Here is a 16279-nt window from a genome sequence, read left to right as displayed (position 1 = left end):
TTAAGTTTATTTGTTTGTTAAAGTTATATACATTAGTCTCCCTCCATCTTCATCGGAGAGCATTATTTTTTTACCATCAGTCAACTCTACCATCGAATTAATTGGAATTACTTTATTCTCTGTAACATCTTTCATATTAGGCAGAGATTGATTAACCAATACCCATCTATTTTGATAGAAAGTAAAATATCCGACTGGTTTTTTATCAAGGGCGGTCAAACTTTCATTTCGGATTACTTTTTTTGAAACATGCCATTTGAAAAGATATTGATTATGATAAACCATTAATCTGTGATTTTCCGGTTTCCAAACATCATCCTTGAATTTATAGTATAAATCAACCACCGGTAATGTCCCTTTGTGTGCAGTTCCACAAAATGGGCATTTAGGTTTTGAGGTATTGTCGAAAACGTACCATTTTTCATCACAATTAGGATTACTGCATGGTTGAATTAAATCTACGGTTTTTAATAATGCGGTTTCCCACTCATTTGCGATAGGACGTAAAATTGGATTGTGTAACCCATCAACAAAAGCTCTTTTAAATAAGGCACTTAAATAGGGCCCAGTTACCGTGTAAGGTAGTTTTTTCGGATCTCCCCAAAAAGAATCCCATTTTCTTAAATGCTCTACTTTAACCCGATTCGTTGAATCTGTTGGATGCTCAATAAAAATTGCTTTTTCACCCATTGACAAAATTTCATCCTTTTCAGACTCTAAATCCCAAACCTTTCCACCTCTCAAAGGATGTCTTCGCAATAGATACATATAAATTAATATTGCTAAAGCATGTAGATCTGTCTTCTGATTTGGTAAAATTCTACTAGGATCTTGAATTTTAAGATGCTTGGTTTTCAATACTTCTGGTGCAATAAAATCAGCAGTCCCAATCACTTCCGGTGGAAACAAGCCAGGAACAACCAAACCATCTATATCGATAATCGCAGCAGACTTTGTCACAGGATCAATTAAAACATTATTGTAAGAGAGATCAGAATGTGCTAAGCCCATCTGATGCATTTTCTTTACTCCCCGACTTAAATTAATACCGATTTGAAAGTAACTCAACCAGTCCCCCAATTCTGACTTATCTAAGGCCAAAGGATATTGTTTATTTCTAAAAGAGGGAGCCGTAAACCATTTTCCTTTTTTTTCCACTCCCTTAATCGCTTCATTAGAAATGTAACCTTTTTTGAAAAAAAACTTGGAATCATAAACTGGTACAATAACTCCTACCTTTCCATTTTTTTCTACAGCGTCATAAGGCCATCTATATAAAAGATCTAGATAATAATCTGCGCTATGTCCTTTTTTAATATTATCAAGATACAATTTCACTATCCTTTTAATTCTATCCTTTTGATTAAAATCCAAGGGTTCCCGAAAGAAGGCTACCACATATTTCCTATCTTCAGAGAAATAAACATCTTTCATCCCACCTTTCATCGGATTACCATCATCCACGTAATTGTAAGATTTGGTTGGGTCTAAAATTGAATTGACTTTAATTACACTCATAATATTTAATATATTATTGCTAAAGTTCTGTCATCGTGATTTCCTTTACTCCAGAAGTCCATCCAATCTGAAAGCTGATTTTCGATATTTGTGTCGTCATCGAAATTTACTTTTATTTCATCATCATTTTCGCCATCTAAGTCACGAAGGAAATTTTTCCAACTTTCGACATTTTCCAGTTTGCTTTCCACAACAAATTTAGGATCATAAATACCATCAGTCATTAGGAAAAGTTTTGAAAAGTCCTCAAAACAGTTTAGGCCAAAACGATTTACCATATCCGGACGATTGAAAATTTCCGGCATGGTCATAAAACGAGTTGCACCACTACTTTCACCAACATCTAAAAAATTAAGTAAGTGTACACTACCATCTTTATTAATCACATTTATAGGACAATCACCAACACCAAAAGATAAAATAACATATCCAAAACTAAATTTTTTCACTAAGGTGAAAATTAGAGTTGTATGAAGGTCTCTGAGTAAGATTTCTTCACTTTCTGCATACTTAGATAGTGAATCATGTAATTCCTTAACATTTTTATATAGAAGATTAATAATGAAGCTCTTATTTTTAATTTTCAGATCTTCTACATCACTCGATATAACTTCGTCTTCAAAAGAAACATCTTTTGATTCAGTTTCACCTTTGTCATTCTCAATACTTTCAGAACTTTCAGAAGTAAAATATTGGGTAACTTTTTGTGATAATTCTTGCAAAACCTCCTCCTTATCAAAACTCTCAATAATATGATTACAAGCATATTTTGATCCAGCTCTCGCATATTTTGCAGATCCAGCACCGTCCGCAACAGTAACAATTGACCAATCATCAGGTAATGCTTTTACTAAAAAATCGTCATCTCTAAATGTTCCGTTATGGGCATGCGACCGACCTCTTTTAGAGGACACGACAATTTTTTTATCCAAAAACGAAGATTTATAGTTTAAGATTTCATCTTTGTAAAACCTACTGTCTGTAGGACTTGGTTTATCTAACCACAAATCTTTAGGATCTGCATTTACAATAAAAGGAACTACTTTGGTATCAGTCAATAAATTTTCATCGTTTTTATTAAAGAAAACAATGTGAATATCAATGGTATTAGCAACAGAAGGAACACCATATATGCAAGATTTCTCATCATCAAACTGCAAACCGACCAAATCTAAATTTTTTATTTCTTTGATCTTAATGGCTGGAAACAATGATAAATCAAAAGTAAAGTTATACTCTTTCTTTGCATTGGCGTTCGGAATAGGGAAATGTGCTTCTATGAATTCTTCACTATCTCTTTTCATTTTAAAAATTTCTATAATTTGATTTTTTATTTCTTTGATGGACTTTGTCAATTCAAAAACTTTTGAGTTATGTGCCAGTTTCAGAACTGTTTTCTCGACAACTTTTGTATTTTCAATATTAAATTCTGACAATAAATTATTTAATTGATCTTCCATCATTATCCTAAAGTTCTATTAATATCAAACCCACCTTCTGCCAAACCATAATTCGCTTCGCTACCGCACCAAGGACACTTTGCATAACCTTCTCCAGAAATACAATGAATTCCTCCACACTGGCAAGTAGCTAAAGCAAAGTTATTTCCGCATGACGGGCAACTAGGATTTCCCTGAATTTCCTCGCTTGAAATTTTCACTCCACTTACTCCTCCTTCAGAATATTCTTTATAAGCGTTTTCATCTATTTTGTACGCACCTTCAATTTTATAAAAGCGAGTTTCGAATCCAGGCACACTTGATTCTTGTAAAGTTTTTTTAAACTTCATCAAATACAACTTATCATTTGTTGAACATTTACCATTCAGTACTACAAAATTATTATCCGGTAAAGAATACTTTTTTGTTAAATCAATCTCTTCAACTACACCAGGATCTGTTTTGCTCAAATTAATTCCGTCTGTATTGGTATTAATAATATTCTCGCTCGTTGCTTTGATGGATGCTGTTACCCATTTGAAGAATTCTTTATAAGCATTAGTATCTGTATTATTAAACAACAACACCTGATCTGATAAGCGACCTAAAAGATTAAAATTAGTATTATCTCCGATTGAAATGATTATTAAATTACATTTGCTTCGATAATTGGTATTCCATGTCTGGATTGCTTTTTCTGAATCATCTGTAGGAACACCGTCAGTAAATAAAAAGACAATTGGTTTCCAATCACCCTTTCTTTCGAAAGTTGTTTTAACGATATCTTTATCCAATGAATTCATTAATTCTTCTAAACCTTTTGAAAGTGAAGTTCCACTGCCGATCGGGATTTTTGGTGGATAAAAAGTAATCACATCTTGTAGGGGCATAATAACTTTACTTTTACCTGCAAATCCAATGATTGAAATCCAAACTGTTTCCAAGGCATAGGGATCAGTTTTTAATTCTTTAATAATCATTGCAATTCCTTCCTGAACTTGCTCTATTGGCTCTCCCACCATCGATTCAGAAACGTCGAGCAGGAAATAAATTGGTAATCTTCTCATGATTTTCAGATTTTAAACTGTTATTATATTTTGTTTTTTTTTTTCTTAATGCTATGAAAATAGCTTATTAATCTTCTTACATTAAATTGATTCTGATTATTATACTCTAGGAATTTTTTTGAAGATCAATTATTACATGCTCTGTTGATAGATCTGTAAACATCAACTCACGTAACTTCTCTTTAAATGGTTAAATCATTATCTTCAGGTTCCTAATCTGGTAGGAATTTATAAATATTACTATTTAAAGGATTAAGTCATATGTCAACTATCCGAATTTTTGCTGAAAACACATAATAAACAAATACAAAAATCCAGGTATAATTGCTGCCATTGTCAAAACAAAAATCTTAATTCCTATAAAAAAATTATTTATTTTTTCCTAATAATGCTTTCAAAACTATACTACCTACTTTTCTTTTTAAGCCATCTTTCGTTGTTGGAATTCCAGTTTGCCTCGCAAATTTTTGTTTTGCAGCTGTAATTCCTAAAAGTCTATTTAAAGAAAATGAAAATCCAAATTTTCCCATATTTTTATTATTTATACAACAATATTCAATTCAGTTGGTGGCGGTGGCAATGTCATTTTCTCACCCGTCCCTTGTGATTTGCTACCCATTTCAATTGATGAACTTACCCATTGGAAAAAAGTTGATAATGTAGAAGAATCGGTCGCATCAAGCTTTACCACATGATCAGTTAATTCTAACAAAAAACTTTCTTCCGCTTTCGGACCGGCAGCACATGCTACAACTGCACCGAAATCTAATGCTTTTATGATTGGAATCATCTGTCGGTATTTTTGGATATCAGAAGGTTTTCCATCAGTAAAAATAAATAAGAGAGGTTTCCAATCTCCTTTTCGATCCATAGAACCTTTAACGAGTTCAGCACTTACTAAATCACGTAACATCTCTAAAGCCTGTCCTGAATGGGTCGGACCACTCTCTGGGCATGTTATTTCAATTGGCTGATAACTTGCCAAATCTACGAGTGGAATAATATTATGAACTTCCCGATCGAAAGTGATTGCACTAATATAGAGAGAATCCATTGCTTGCGGATCTTGTCTTAACATAGATATTAAGCCATTAAACCCATTATTTAGCGCAGCGATTCCCTCTCCCCGCATTGAGCCAGAAGTGTCTAATAGAAAATAAGCGAGTAATCTTCTGTTCATAATTAGGAAACAATTACTAACTCAGAAGGTGGCGGCGGAAGTTGGTCTAAACCTGCTAACTCAATACCAGTTTCTTCAACTTTTGTTGAAGTCGTAGAAATTGAAGCGGTTACCCACTGAAAAAACTTTTCAATACTACTTGAATCTGCATTATCCAATCTTACGACAGCACCCGCAACTTGTTTTAAAATGGTATCATCAGCACCATTTCCGGCAGCACATGCAACAATTAAACCTTTATTGACCACTTTCAGTTTATTAAATCCTGATTGCCAGTCGTCCGTAGGAACTCCGTCAGTCATAATAAAAGTCAATGGTTTCCAGTCACCTTTTGTATCAGTAGTAGTTTTTGTGATTTCAGATTCCATTTTATCAGCCAATAAAGAAAGTGCAGCTCCTAAAGAAGTTGTACTGGACGCTTTAATATCAACCATTTGGAAAGAGGCTAGATCAGTAAGCGGAACTATTTGTTTTGCTTCACTATCAAACGTAATTACGCTTACATAAGCGGTTTCTAAGGCCTGCGGATTTTGACGTAAAGAATGCAACATCATTTGAACACCATTTTTAACAGCTTCAATTGGTTCACCAGTCATTGATCCAGAAGTATCCAATAATAAATATACAGGTAATCTTCTCATTTTAAATTTAGATTATTTATAGTTTTGTGTAATTTTTTGAATAGTTTGAATAAAAAGTTTGTCATCTGTAGGATCACCAATAGCATCAAACTTCCATTCACCATTTCTACGATAAAGCTTACCAAGAATTAGGGCACCTTTTCCACGGTAGCTTGAATCGGTCACAATATCATAGTTTGAAAAAACACTGTTAACCCTCGTAGGTGTACCTTCATACATTCTTATCTTGGCAAAAGGAATCTGGGAAAAATCAAAATTTTGACCTTGATTTAAATAAATATTAAGAAAGAAAAAAATTTTATCAACGTTGTTACTGACACGATTTAAATCGACCGTAATAATCTCGTTATCTAATCCATCATCTCCACCTACATCACCTTGTCGGTCATCTCCGCTGTGACGTAAACCACCATCATTTGAAGTCAGCTTACCTAATGGAAATTTATTTTGTGATAGCCAGGCATTGTATTCTGGAGAGTAAATCCAATCTACGAGTTCTCCATTTTGGTCAAGCATTATACAACTTAGATCCAAGTCTACATCTTCAATTACTTTTTTACTTCCGATACCAAAAAGACCTGGTTTTGTAGTTTCGATTGCACCCCAATTAACGCCAACGCAAAAATTGGTCAATGCTTCTCCCGACGATTTTCGTAAATCAATTTTTTGTCCTTTTTGTAAATTTATTGCCATGATATATTTTTTTTAGTACAAAAAAGTGCCTGAAATAATTAAAATTAAACAGGCAGCGTTTAAATACATTTTTATGATATTTTACAAATAATTTTGCTGAACTGTTTTCACAGTTTCTTCAAGTTTTCTGTCCTTGGTAGGTTCACCGATGGCGTTGAATTTCCACTCACCGTTTCTTTTGTAAAAAACTCCCATTACCATGGCAACGTGTCCAGCGAAATTGTCACCTTTCGCAATATTGTACGTTGCAAAAACTTCAGAAACTCTTGACGGAGTACCTTCATAAATACGAATTGATGCAAAAGGAATTGTGCCAAAATCTTGTCCTTTATAACTATTTAAAACAAAAGCAACAGAGCTAACATTAGCATTAAGTTTTGAAAAATCTAAAGTTATTATTTCATTATCAAGACCGTCATCACCTGACATATCTCCCGTAAGATCATCTCCACTGTGCTTTATTGCTCCATCTTTCGATTTTAATTGCCCAAAGTAAACAACATCAAGCGAGGTTTTTGAATCATCAAATAGAATGCAACTCGCATCTAAATCTACGGCTTCCTTAGACATTCCACCAAGCCATCCTTTTTTCTCTATTGCACCCCAGTTAACTCCTACGCAAATGTTTTGTAGGGTATTTCCATTGTCTTTCTTCAGATTTATTCTTTGTCCTTTTTGTAAGTTAATTGCCATTTTATTGTAATTTATTATTTAAATTTAAAGTAAGCATAGAATTGAGGATATTCAACTCTTCATCTATGCTTAATAATTGATTAATTATTTCTTGGTTTTCTAAGTTCTCTTTATACTTTTCTAAAATTGATATAACCTGATCTGGCAAGGTAGTTTTTAAAATTTTCGCCCTTTCTTCTAACTCTTTATTCTTAGTATTTAATTCAGTTACAAATGATTTTTTCGACGAAGTATTGGGCGACTTATCAAGTAGTACTGAAATATCCTCCGGAATAATATAGAATTCGTTTATCTGCAAATTCCAAATAAAATCTTCGTCGATATCCGTAATTTTGAATAATTCAAAAATTTGATTGTTAATATTATAACCGCACAAAAATCGAATTTTAAAATGATTAGAATTTAATTTTCCCAATAATTTCCTTTCTACATCGACATTCTCAAATTCATAACATTTAATATTGGGCAAACTAATCAAGAACTCCATCTTCGCAGTAGTTCGATAATACTCTACAGCGTAATTATTTGAAAGTTCACGAATCTTTTTGTAATCAATGGGTTTTCGTACATCAGTTAAATTACTATAAATATTTTCTAGAAACTCCGAGACATAACCGTTTTGGTATTTTCGGTCGATATTAAAATTTCTACCACCATTCTCTCGATCAACGAAAGAATCTATATAATCCTTATTTGCATCAATCTCCTTATAAATTGTAAGGATATTTGCCTCTTTCTGTTTTTTTATTTTATCTAATAAAACAAGTAGACTGTCTGTGTATTGAAGGTGAAAAAGTTCTAACTTATTAAAATCTAAACCTAGCTCAGATTTTGTCTCAAAATAAGACTGAATAATCTCTGTCTTTATAATGATATTAATAAGTTCAGTTTGTCCAAAAAATTTGCTGAGAAGTTTTAATTTTTGAATTCTTCTCTTGCTTTTTTTTAATATTTCTTTTTCTTGATCCAACTTTTATATTATGACTTTTGCATTTGATTTTTAAGAGTTTGTTCTAAGTTTTTGAGTTCTCCATCTAATACAAGTCTATTTTGTGCACCTTGCTGTTGAATCTGTTTTACTTCATTCAAAGTATCAATCAAAGAACTGGTAGTTTCTCTCAAAGTTTCTACAGATACGATAGTCTGCTCATTAGCACGTGCTACATCGACGGTATTCTGTTGTAATCTCTGAGCATTTTTTCTCAAAATTTCCTCAGTCGTTGAAGATACCTTTTTCTGCACTTCAATATTTTGCTGTTGTCTATGCATGGCTACAGCTAATGTTAACTGATTCTTCCAAAGAGGAAGGGTGGTTGTTAATATGGTCTGTGCTTTTTCCGCGATGGATATATTGTTGGACTGAATTAATCTAATTTGAGGCAGGGACTGCAAAATGATAAAACGAACTACTTTTAAATCCGCCAATCTACGGTCTAACCTAGAAATAAAATCTCTTTTGTCCGATATTTGATAATCCTGATAATTGGCAACATTAGATTCCATCATAGCTAACTCTTCACTGGATTGCTGAAACTTTAATGTCCCAGCAATAATGTAATCTTCAATTTTTTTAACCGAATCTATATTGCCAGTAAAGATCGTCTGCAAGACCGCATTGTCTTTGGTAGAATTTATAATTCCTGCATTAACCTTATTTGAGATATCAGAAATATTGGTTACAATTTTATCATATTTCACAAAAAGGGTTTCTACGGAGGTCACCATTTTCCCGAAGAAAGGAATTTTCTTCAGAAACTTTTTTACAGAGCTTCCCTCTAATTCATCTACATCCACATAATTTAACTCGACCAAAAGTTTGTTGATCAGTTCTCCCACTTCGCCAGAATTCGATTTCCGTACATTATTTAGGAAAGAATCACTTTGGCTCGCCAAAGAATTCTGCAAATCTGACCCAAAATTAATAATGGAATTAGGATTCTGCTCATCAATAGTTGTTGCAATACTGTCATATTTTTGCAAATCTGCACTTGGCAATACTGCCAGATCTACGTTTCCGCTTTTATCTATGGCTATATTTGTTGTTGGTTGTGGTTCCATATTAATTATACAGGTCTAAATATTTCTGTAAACCTTCTCTTTGTCCGTTTCCTACCGCTTCAAATTTCCATTCTCCATTTTTTTCATAAACTCTACCGAATTCTACTGCAGTTTCTATGGAGAAATCTTCATCTAATTCATATTTCAAAATTTCCTCATTAGTCTCAGTATTAAAAATACGAATGAAAGAATTTCTAACCTGTCCAAAATTTTGATTTCTGGAATCAGCTTCATGAATGGTAACTACTACAATAATTTCTTTCACACGGCCATCAATTCCAGTGAGATCAATTTTGATTTGCTCATCATCACCGTCGCCATCACCTGTAAGATTGTCACCGGTGTGCGTTATAGATTTGTCTGGCGTTTGCAGATTATTGTAATAAACGAAAAAAGAATCATCTACTAATTTTTTACTATCGCTTAATCCAAAAATGGAAGCATCTAAATCAAACTGACCCCCAGTTGAAGAATTATTAGCATCCCATCCTAATCCGATGGTAAATTTTGGTGCATTAATGTTTTGTCTTTGTCCTTTTTGTAAGTTGATTGCCATTTTATTTTATTTTTTAATGTCGTTATATTTTTTTTATATTCTTCTACTTGGTGATAATTGTTACTAATTGCCAGACTTAAAATTTCATTTCGTCTTTTTTCTGCAATATTATCATAAAGATGCTCAAATTCAGATACCTTCATAAGAAGGATGAATTTTGTTATTCTTGTATTAAAATGAAAGTCTCTTCCATTAATGACTTCCACTAAATCTTCGGTTGTTTTAACTTTAAAGTAATTGTAATGGTTTTCAATTTTAGGATGAATATTAGTATTCATTAATTCCGCAAAATAGACAAAAATAAACTCTCCTTTTACCTCATATTCTTTCAGAATTCTATCCACAGTATTTTCATGACTTCCCGTAATTTTAATATCATCTAAGAAAATGCAAAATTTTCCATCGACAAAATGTTTATCGATATAGTAAGTGTCATTTGAAATTAAATTAATCCTCTCTTCGTAGTTCATGTTGCCATAATCCTCTACATAGGTTTGCTGCCGGTATATTTTCCCCTCTATGCACGCTGCTCTACCATGTTCGAAAAGAAAATAGTTTAGTTCTTCTTTAAAATAATGACACAGAAAGTTAGAAGCTGTGGGAATACTGTAATATGGACTTGGGAAAAGAATTATTTCTTCCTGCTTTAAAATCTCACTCTTAAATTCTGCGATAAAGCCAACAAATAATTGCTTGGCAAATTTTCTTGCAAAATAGGTATCACCAAATTTAAACAGGCTATACTCGCCTTCATCAAACGGACTTTTTTCCTGACTTTCTATTTTATTTAAACTATATCTTTTCCTCATTACTTATTTAAAATTTTATCAATTTGGCTTCAAAACCAAAATTTTTTGCGCCCTCAAAATCTGCGATTATATTATCACCGATATGCAATATTTCACTTTTATTTACGGTCTGAAATTCATTCACTTTTCTGCACACTGTTTCAAAAATCTTTGGATTCGGCTTAGAAACTTTTTCGATGTCTGAAAATATCATGAAAGAAAAATAGGTACTTAATCCCAGATCGTCCAGCACTTTTACCAAAGATTGACCATGAATAAAAGCGGTATTGCTTAAAACATTCGCTGTTTTACCAGCATCTTTAATTTTGATAAGAATTTCTTCGATATTTTCCCAAAGCAAAACAGGCCTGTACTCTAAAAATAAACGGTCTACCTCTGTGAAAAAAGTACTTAAACTCTCCGTTGTGATCTCCTCCTCATTTTTACCTAATGTTTTTAAAATTAAAAGAAACGCGACTTCGCGTTGAATATGAAACCCTGTTTTTTCAGAAATTCTATTAAATAGCAAATCATAATAACGTACTTCTTTACGAATTTCGTCAAGGTCTTGATCTAATGAAAAAAACTCCTTAAGTAAACGATCTCTTTTCCCTTTAAATTCAGGATTAGACCTAATAATAGTTAGCCAAAGATCAAACGAGAAATGAGAAAATTTAGATATGTTTAAGTCCATTACATATTATTTCGATCCCGTCGCCCATTTCATTCCCCAACTATACATCTTATCACAATCACTATGAGTGTTATGGAAGGTTACTAATTTTTTAACCTGCAAATTAGTCGGTGAAAATATAATTTCAGCAATCGCACAAAACTTACGAGAGTCCGTCTGTTCACCCATTTTCACCTCAATATCTGGATTTCCTTCTACTTTAATGGTTACAACTCCATTTGTTTCTGTCCATTTTGCAACGCCATCATAAATAAAACAATAAATAATCATTCTTTTTATTCCATTAACACCTGCGGGATTCACTACAATATTTTCGCCAGAACCTGCTGCCGCACCTCTATCATCACCGGTATGCCATATCCAGGGAGAATTTGTATAGCGTCCCTGACGAGTTTTTTGATCTCTATTTCCACCATTACCTTTAGAGAATTGCACTCCGTCGATCACATTTTTCTCGCCATTATCCAGTTCATAAAAACAACCAAGATCCAGATCTATTTCTGAATTACCACCTAGTAGATTGCCAAAAAAACTCTTTTTGGTTGTGCCTTGCGACCAATTTAAGTTAATCACAATTTCACTCGAAGCTGAGCGATTTTTTGTAAGATCTATAGATGCTGTGTCGCCAGTTTTTTCAATGGTAACTTTTTGTAAATTAATTGCCATAATTTTATTTAATAATTGTCCCGCTGTAATATTTTTCTAAAAAGAAACCTAGATCTGCTTTGTACCCAATTCCTGAAGCTTCGAATTTCCAACTGCCATTTCGTTTATAAAGTCTACCGAATTCGACACCTGTTTCGATTGAAAAATCTTCATCTAACTCATATTTTGCAATCTCCTCATTATTAGAGTTATCTACGATTCTTATATAAGAATTTCTAACTTGTCCAAAATTTTGTTTTCTGGCTTCAAAATCTGCAATTGTTACTACAAAAAGAATCTCTTCAACTTTAGAGTCTACCTTTGCAAGGTCAACGATAATTGCTTCATCATCATCACCATCACTGCTCTTTCCGTCTGGGTCGTCACCGGTATGAGTTAATGCTCCATCTGGAGAAACTAAATTATTATAAAAGATGAACGAATCTTCACCAAGTAATTTTCGTTCAGCATTTATCATAATTGCAGATGCATCTAAATCGAATTCATGCCCTGTTCCCTCACTTGGATCCCATCCAAGACCAATTGTCATTTTTGATAAACCAATATCAATTTTTTGACCTTTTTGTAAATTGATTGCCATTTTTTTGAATTATTTTAATTTAACACAAATTTTGACCGTGATAAGTAAAAAATTTGCGAATATTTTATTAAGTTTCGAAAGATAATAAAAATTTTTAATTGCTGAAATGTACTTATTGAATTTTGCATCATTAATAGTAAATTCATAACTTCTCGACAACTTTTAGTAAAAAAACTGGTCGTTTATACGTTTAATCCGACTTCAAACACAAATCCAAAATTAAGAAAATAATGGTCTAATAAATTTTGTAATTGTTAATCTACGGAACTATTCTCGAAGACGTTAAACTGCAACATATTATTAAATTAGCTTTCCTATGAGTAGTAATTAAAATTATAACGTTTCAGTTTATATATTTTACAATAAATCGCAATATAAACTAATTTATTCCTGCCATATCTATACTTTTTAATAATAGCATATCCAAACAACAAATAATTCCACCTCCAACTCCAGAAAAAAACTATATAAATTTGTGTTTTGAGCTTCCTGTTTTTGCTTTCTGGAGCTTTTGGTGTTTGAATGTTTTTCAGGTCTCAAATATAGAACACCACAAGCAGACTTCCTTACGGGAAACCGTAAAGCGCGAAGTATTATGCTAAAAAATCGAATTTATTAAGGGAAAAAGGAAGAACTCAGGAGAGGCAGTGCGAAAAACATATTTACAACACCCCCAAATCTTTGCAGATCGCAATCAAATGTTCGTTGCTTTTGGCCGCAAAAGTCTCTTTCAAATAATTTAAAGTTTTTTCTACTGAACTTAAGCTGTTGGGTTTTAGGGATCGTTGTTTCAAAATTTCAGTCATATCTTTTTGTAGAACTCCCTCTGAAAGCAATTTTAAAATTGAAAACTCTACAGAAGTCAGTTCTATGGTGTCTGTTTTTCTCAAATTAATGAGATTTTCTGAAGAGAGGTACGTTTTATTTTCAAAAATAGTTTCAACGGCAGTTTTAAGATTTTTACCATCCATTCTGCCTTTATTGACATAGCCATCAATTCGTAAATCACTGAACAATTCTTTAATAATTTGGGGCCGTTTTTCTCCCGAAAATACCAGAATTTTCAGGTTCGGCAGAAGTTTCCGAGCTTCAACAATGAGTTCTTTTCCTGATTTTAAATTCTGCTTTGAAAAGTCTTCTTCAAATGAAAGATCGGTGATCAGTAAATCGAAAGGTTTATTTTCGCGAAGGCTTTCTTTGAGCAAAACAAGCGCTTGGTCACAATAATATACAAATTTTTTTTCTGCAATATTTAAATCAGTTAGTGATTTTTGCACTGAAATGCTTGCACTTTCGAAATCTTCGGCAGCGAGAACTTTTTGAAACATTTATCCGTTTTTTAAAGGGAAAGAAATAAGAATATGAGCTCCTTTTCCTGTTGTATCGTCAAAAGTAAGATTTCCTTTTTGAGAAAAAATACGGGTTTCCACATTTTGGAGCCCATTTTTTTTCTCCATCGTGTTTCCAAATCCTATACCATCATCTGAATACACCATTTTCAGGCTATTCTTGACAATTTCAAATTTTAAAATTATTTTATTTGCCTGGCTGTGTTTTTTTGTATTGATCAACAATTCCTGCAAAATAAGCGCAATTTCCGTCTTCAAAGTTGGCTGAATTTCGGACCATAAAGCTTCGTCATTTCCAATAATAATTGTTTGTAAAATGTCGGATGAAAATGATTTCGTCAAGGTTCCAACCTGCAATTTAAAATCTGCATCAGCATTTCCCGTCAAATTCTCATAGGAGATGTCGCGCGATTTCTCGTAAACGATCTCTAGCTTATCGAGCAATCTGTTTTTATCGATTTCGGCACTGTTTTCAATTTCCGACATGACTTGATAAATTCCGTTCGAAACCACGTCATGCACTTTTTTAGAATACTTTAAGGCGGTACTTTTCACCTCGAAATCTTTTTCCTGTTTTAAATGCTCCTTCCTTTTCTGCGTCCAAAAAATGGCGAAGATTAATGCCAAAAAGGCTGCTCCCAACGCAATGTTTCTTTGCAGGATCTGATAACGGTTCTCTATATTTTGCGCTTCAGCTTTTAAAAAATCTACCCGGTTTTTTTCAGATTCATACCGGATTAATGCAAACTGATTTTTCGCCTTGTTCCGAATATTTGTTAAGCTGTCCTCCAGATTTACATATATTTTATAATATTTTTTGGAATTAATTGGATTTTCTAAATCAACTAATTTTTGCAAAGCTTCCAATTGATCATCGGGACTTTCTATTTTCTTGGAGATTTCGTACATCTGATGGGCGTGAAAAAGAGATTTTGCAACATCTTTCTTCGCAAAATAATCTGACAAATGCGATTGACTTGCATTTTGGCCCCACAAATCCTTTTCATTTTCCCTAGTCTTCAACGCACCGTACATTTTCATTTCTGCTTTATAAGCGGGATTCTGTAAAAATTTGATGTACGCAAGATTATCGACTACTCTAGCAAATCCTTTTTGATCTTTCACGGGATCAATATTTTTAAAAATATCTTCTAAGATGTTAATCGATGCATCATAGTTTTTCAAATACTTGAAACAGTTTGCTTTATTATTCAAGCAGGTATTGATTTCTGACTGAGAAGTTGCAAAGGCAATTGCCTGCTCGAAGAAAGAAATCGCCTTGTTATAATCACCTAGATTTTTGGTCACAATTCCTAAATTATTATAATTAGAATACAGGATGGGATGTAATTTCTCTTCCTTTTTATTTAAATATTTGATGGCTGACAAAGACATTTCCTGACTTCCATAATAATCGCCTTTTTCAGCTTGTATAATGGCCATATTAACCATGCTGTTTCCTATTCTGGCAGAATCACCCGTTTGTGTGAAGGCATTTTTTGCAACATTAAAGTAAATAAAAGCACTGTCTTTTTCACTGGTGGATAGAAAATCGTAGGCTTTATCGTAAAATTTATTTTCGCTTTTCGCAGGTTCAATAATTTGCTTCTTGCAGGAAACTAAGGAGAAAAGTATGATAAGGAGATAGAATTTCAGTTTCAAGTTTTAATAGTTTAGTCCAAATTTAGGCAAAAAAAATAGCGAAAATAAATATTTCGCTATTTCTGTTATAAAGTTTAAATTTTGGGAGGCGGAACTTGTCCGTCTTCGCCGCCAGTATCAAAATTTAAAGTTGTTTCTGACTGATTTTGATTATTAATATGCGTGTTTATATTGCCATTAGGGAAAGTGAATCCCAAAATCTCCTCCTATTCGTCAGCATGGCCGTAGATATCTCCTATGAAGTTGTACATAATATCAACAGTTTTTCTTTTCCAGAATTTCTCCAAGCATAATAGTGAAATTGCAATTTTCTGTGGTTAGTAGGTCTTTATCCATATCAAAATCTTCGTCGGTTTCTATGAACACACCCTCGCATCCGATTATTATTTGTGGCGCATCTTTGCTATAGCCCATTTGAAATTTTACCGTGTCATATTTTTTAGTACCCTGGATTTCTCCCTTTTCATCAACTTCGCATAAACGGTTGATATAGAAATCTGTAAAATCACGGTATTCTTCGGTTTTGGTACCATCGAGAATTTCGTTGAAATATTCTTTCTTTAAGACGAGATAGAGCTGTTTTTTGTCGTTCATATGCTTTTTTTTCTCATGACGAAAATCTATATTTTCGTATGAAATGTTTTTAAATTAACATCACAAAGAGAAGCACAACCTGTGCATTCTAACTGCATCTC

At 33.0% G+C, this 16279-nt stretch carries 18 protein-coding genes; all 18 read right to left on the bottom strand.

The genetic code is table 11. The features are described from left to right. Positions 1-6 precede the first annotated feature (6 nt). Entirely contained in the window at positions 7-1518 is a 1512-nt protein-coding gene (locus tag ACEYOS_RS08045; protein WP_373707938.1) for a helix-hairpin-helix domain-containing protein, read from the bottom strand. A gap of 5 nt (positions 1519-1523) precedes the next feature. After that, the gene (locus ACEYOS_RS08040) at positions 1524-2981 is read right to left on the bottom strand and encodes a PP2C family serine/threonine-protein phosphatase (RefSeq protein ID WP_373739148.1); all 1458 of its coding nucleotides are present in this window, start codon (positions 2979-2981) and stop codon (positions 1524-1526) included. Then, positions 2981-4024, bottom strand: a complete 1044-nt coding sequence (locus ACEYOS_RS08035) for a TerY-C metal binding domain-containing protein (RefSeq protein ID WP_373707940.1) — start codon at positions 4022-4024, stop codon at positions 2981-2983. The genes ACEYOS_RS08040 and ACEYOS_RS08035 overlap by 1 nt, the downstream gene beginning before the upstream one ends. 368 nt (positions 4025-4392) lie before the next feature. After that, complete coding sequence (locus ACEYOS_RS08030; protein ID WP_373707941.1) at positions 4393-4554, bottom strand: hypothetical protein; 162 nt, start codon at positions 4552-4554, stop codon at positions 4393-4395. Positions 4555-4565: 11 nt separating this feature from the next. Beyond that, entirely contained in the window at positions 4566-5204 is a 639-nt protein-coding gene (locus ACEYOS_RS08025; RefSeq protein WP_373707942.1) for a VWA domain-containing protein, read from the bottom strand. 2 nt (positions 5205-5206) lie between these two features. Then, positions 5207-5845 carry a VWA domain-containing protein gene (locus tag ACEYOS_RS08020; RefSeq protein WP_373707943.1) on the bottom strand — a complete coding sequence of 213 codons (639 nt, stop codon included), beginning with the start codon at positions 5843-5845 and terminating at the stop codon, positions 5207-5209. Positions 5846-5857: 12 nt separating this feature from the next. Beyond that, positions 5858-6538, bottom strand: coding sequence for a TerD family protein (locus ACEYOS_RS08015; protein WP_373707944.1), 681 nt, complete (start codon positions 6536-6538; stop codon positions 5858-5860). Between the two features lie 81 nt (positions 6539-6619). Next, positions 6620-7231: a TerD family protein gene (locus tag ACEYOS_RS08010; protein WP_373707945.1), complete on the bottom strand. Its 612-nt coding sequence runs from the start codon at positions 7229-7231 to the stop codon at positions 6620-6622. A gap of 1 nt (position 7232) precedes the next feature. Further along, a complete protein-coding gene (locus ACEYOS_RS08005) occupies positions 7233-8201 on the bottom strand; it encodes a hypothetical protein (protein ID WP_373707946.1) in 969 nt (322 codons plus the stop codon). 8 nt (positions 8202-8209) lie between these two features. After that, on the bottom strand, positions 8210-9289 hold the full coding sequence (locus ACEYOS_RS08000; protein ID WP_373707947.1) for a toxic anion resistance protein: 1080 nt from the start codon (positions 9287-9289) through the stop codon (positions 8210-8212). A gap of 1 nt (position 9290) precedes the next feature. After that, positions 9291-9845, bottom strand: a complete 555-nt coding sequence (locus ACEYOS_RS07995; protein WP_373707948.1) for a TerD family protein — start codon at positions 9843-9845, stop codon at positions 9291-9293. Continuing rightward, on the bottom strand, positions 9779-10654 hold the full coding sequence (locus ACEYOS_RS07990; RefSeq protein WP_373707949.1) for a phosphoribosyltransferase family protein: 876 nt from the start codon (positions 10652-10654) through the stop codon (positions 9779-9781). The genes ACEYOS_RS07995 and ACEYOS_RS07990 overlap by 67 nt, the downstream gene beginning before the upstream one ends. A 7-nt stretch (positions 10655-10661) precedes the next feature. After that, a complete protein-coding gene (locus ACEYOS_RS07985; protein ID WP_373707950.1) occupies positions 10662-11327 on the bottom strand; it encodes an HAD family hydrolase in 666 nt (221 codons plus the stop codon). Between the two features lie 6 nt (positions 11328-11333). Beyond that, positions 11334-11993, bottom strand: a complete 660-nt coding sequence (locus ACEYOS_RS07980) for a hypothetical protein (RefSeq protein WP_373707951.1) — start codon at positions 11991-11993, stop codon at positions 11334-11336. A gap of 4 nt (positions 11994-11997) precedes the next feature. Next, on the bottom strand, positions 11998-12573 hold the full coding sequence (locus ACEYOS_RS07975; RefSeq protein WP_373707952.1) for a TerD family protein: 576 nt from the start codon (positions 12571-12573) through the stop codon (positions 11998-12000). A 662-nt stretch (positions 12574-13235) separates the two neighbouring features. Beyond that, entirely contained in the window at positions 13236-13901 is a 666-nt protein-coding gene (locus ACEYOS_RS07970; RefSeq protein WP_373707953.1) for a response regulator, read from the bottom strand. Beyond that, positions 13902-15584, bottom strand: coding sequence for a hypothetical protein (locus tag ACEYOS_RS07965; protein ID WP_373707954.1), 1683 nt, complete (start codon positions 15582-15584; stop codon positions 13902-13904). Between the two features lie 255 nt (positions 15585-15839). After that, the gene (locus ACEYOS_RS07960; protein WP_373707955.1) at positions 15840-16178 is read right to left on the bottom strand and encodes a hypothetical protein; all 339 of its coding nucleotides are present in this window, start codon (positions 16176-16178) and stop codon (positions 15840-15842) included. Between the last annotated feature and the right edge of the window lie 101 nt (positions 16179-16279).

The organism is Kaistella sp. (assembly GCF_041824135.1).
GTDB lineage: Bacteria > Bacteroidota > Bacteroidia > Flavobacteriales > Weeksellaceae > Kaistella.
Note: the sequence above shows the minus strand (reverse complement) of the source record. Positions and strands in the feature narration are given on the sequence as shown.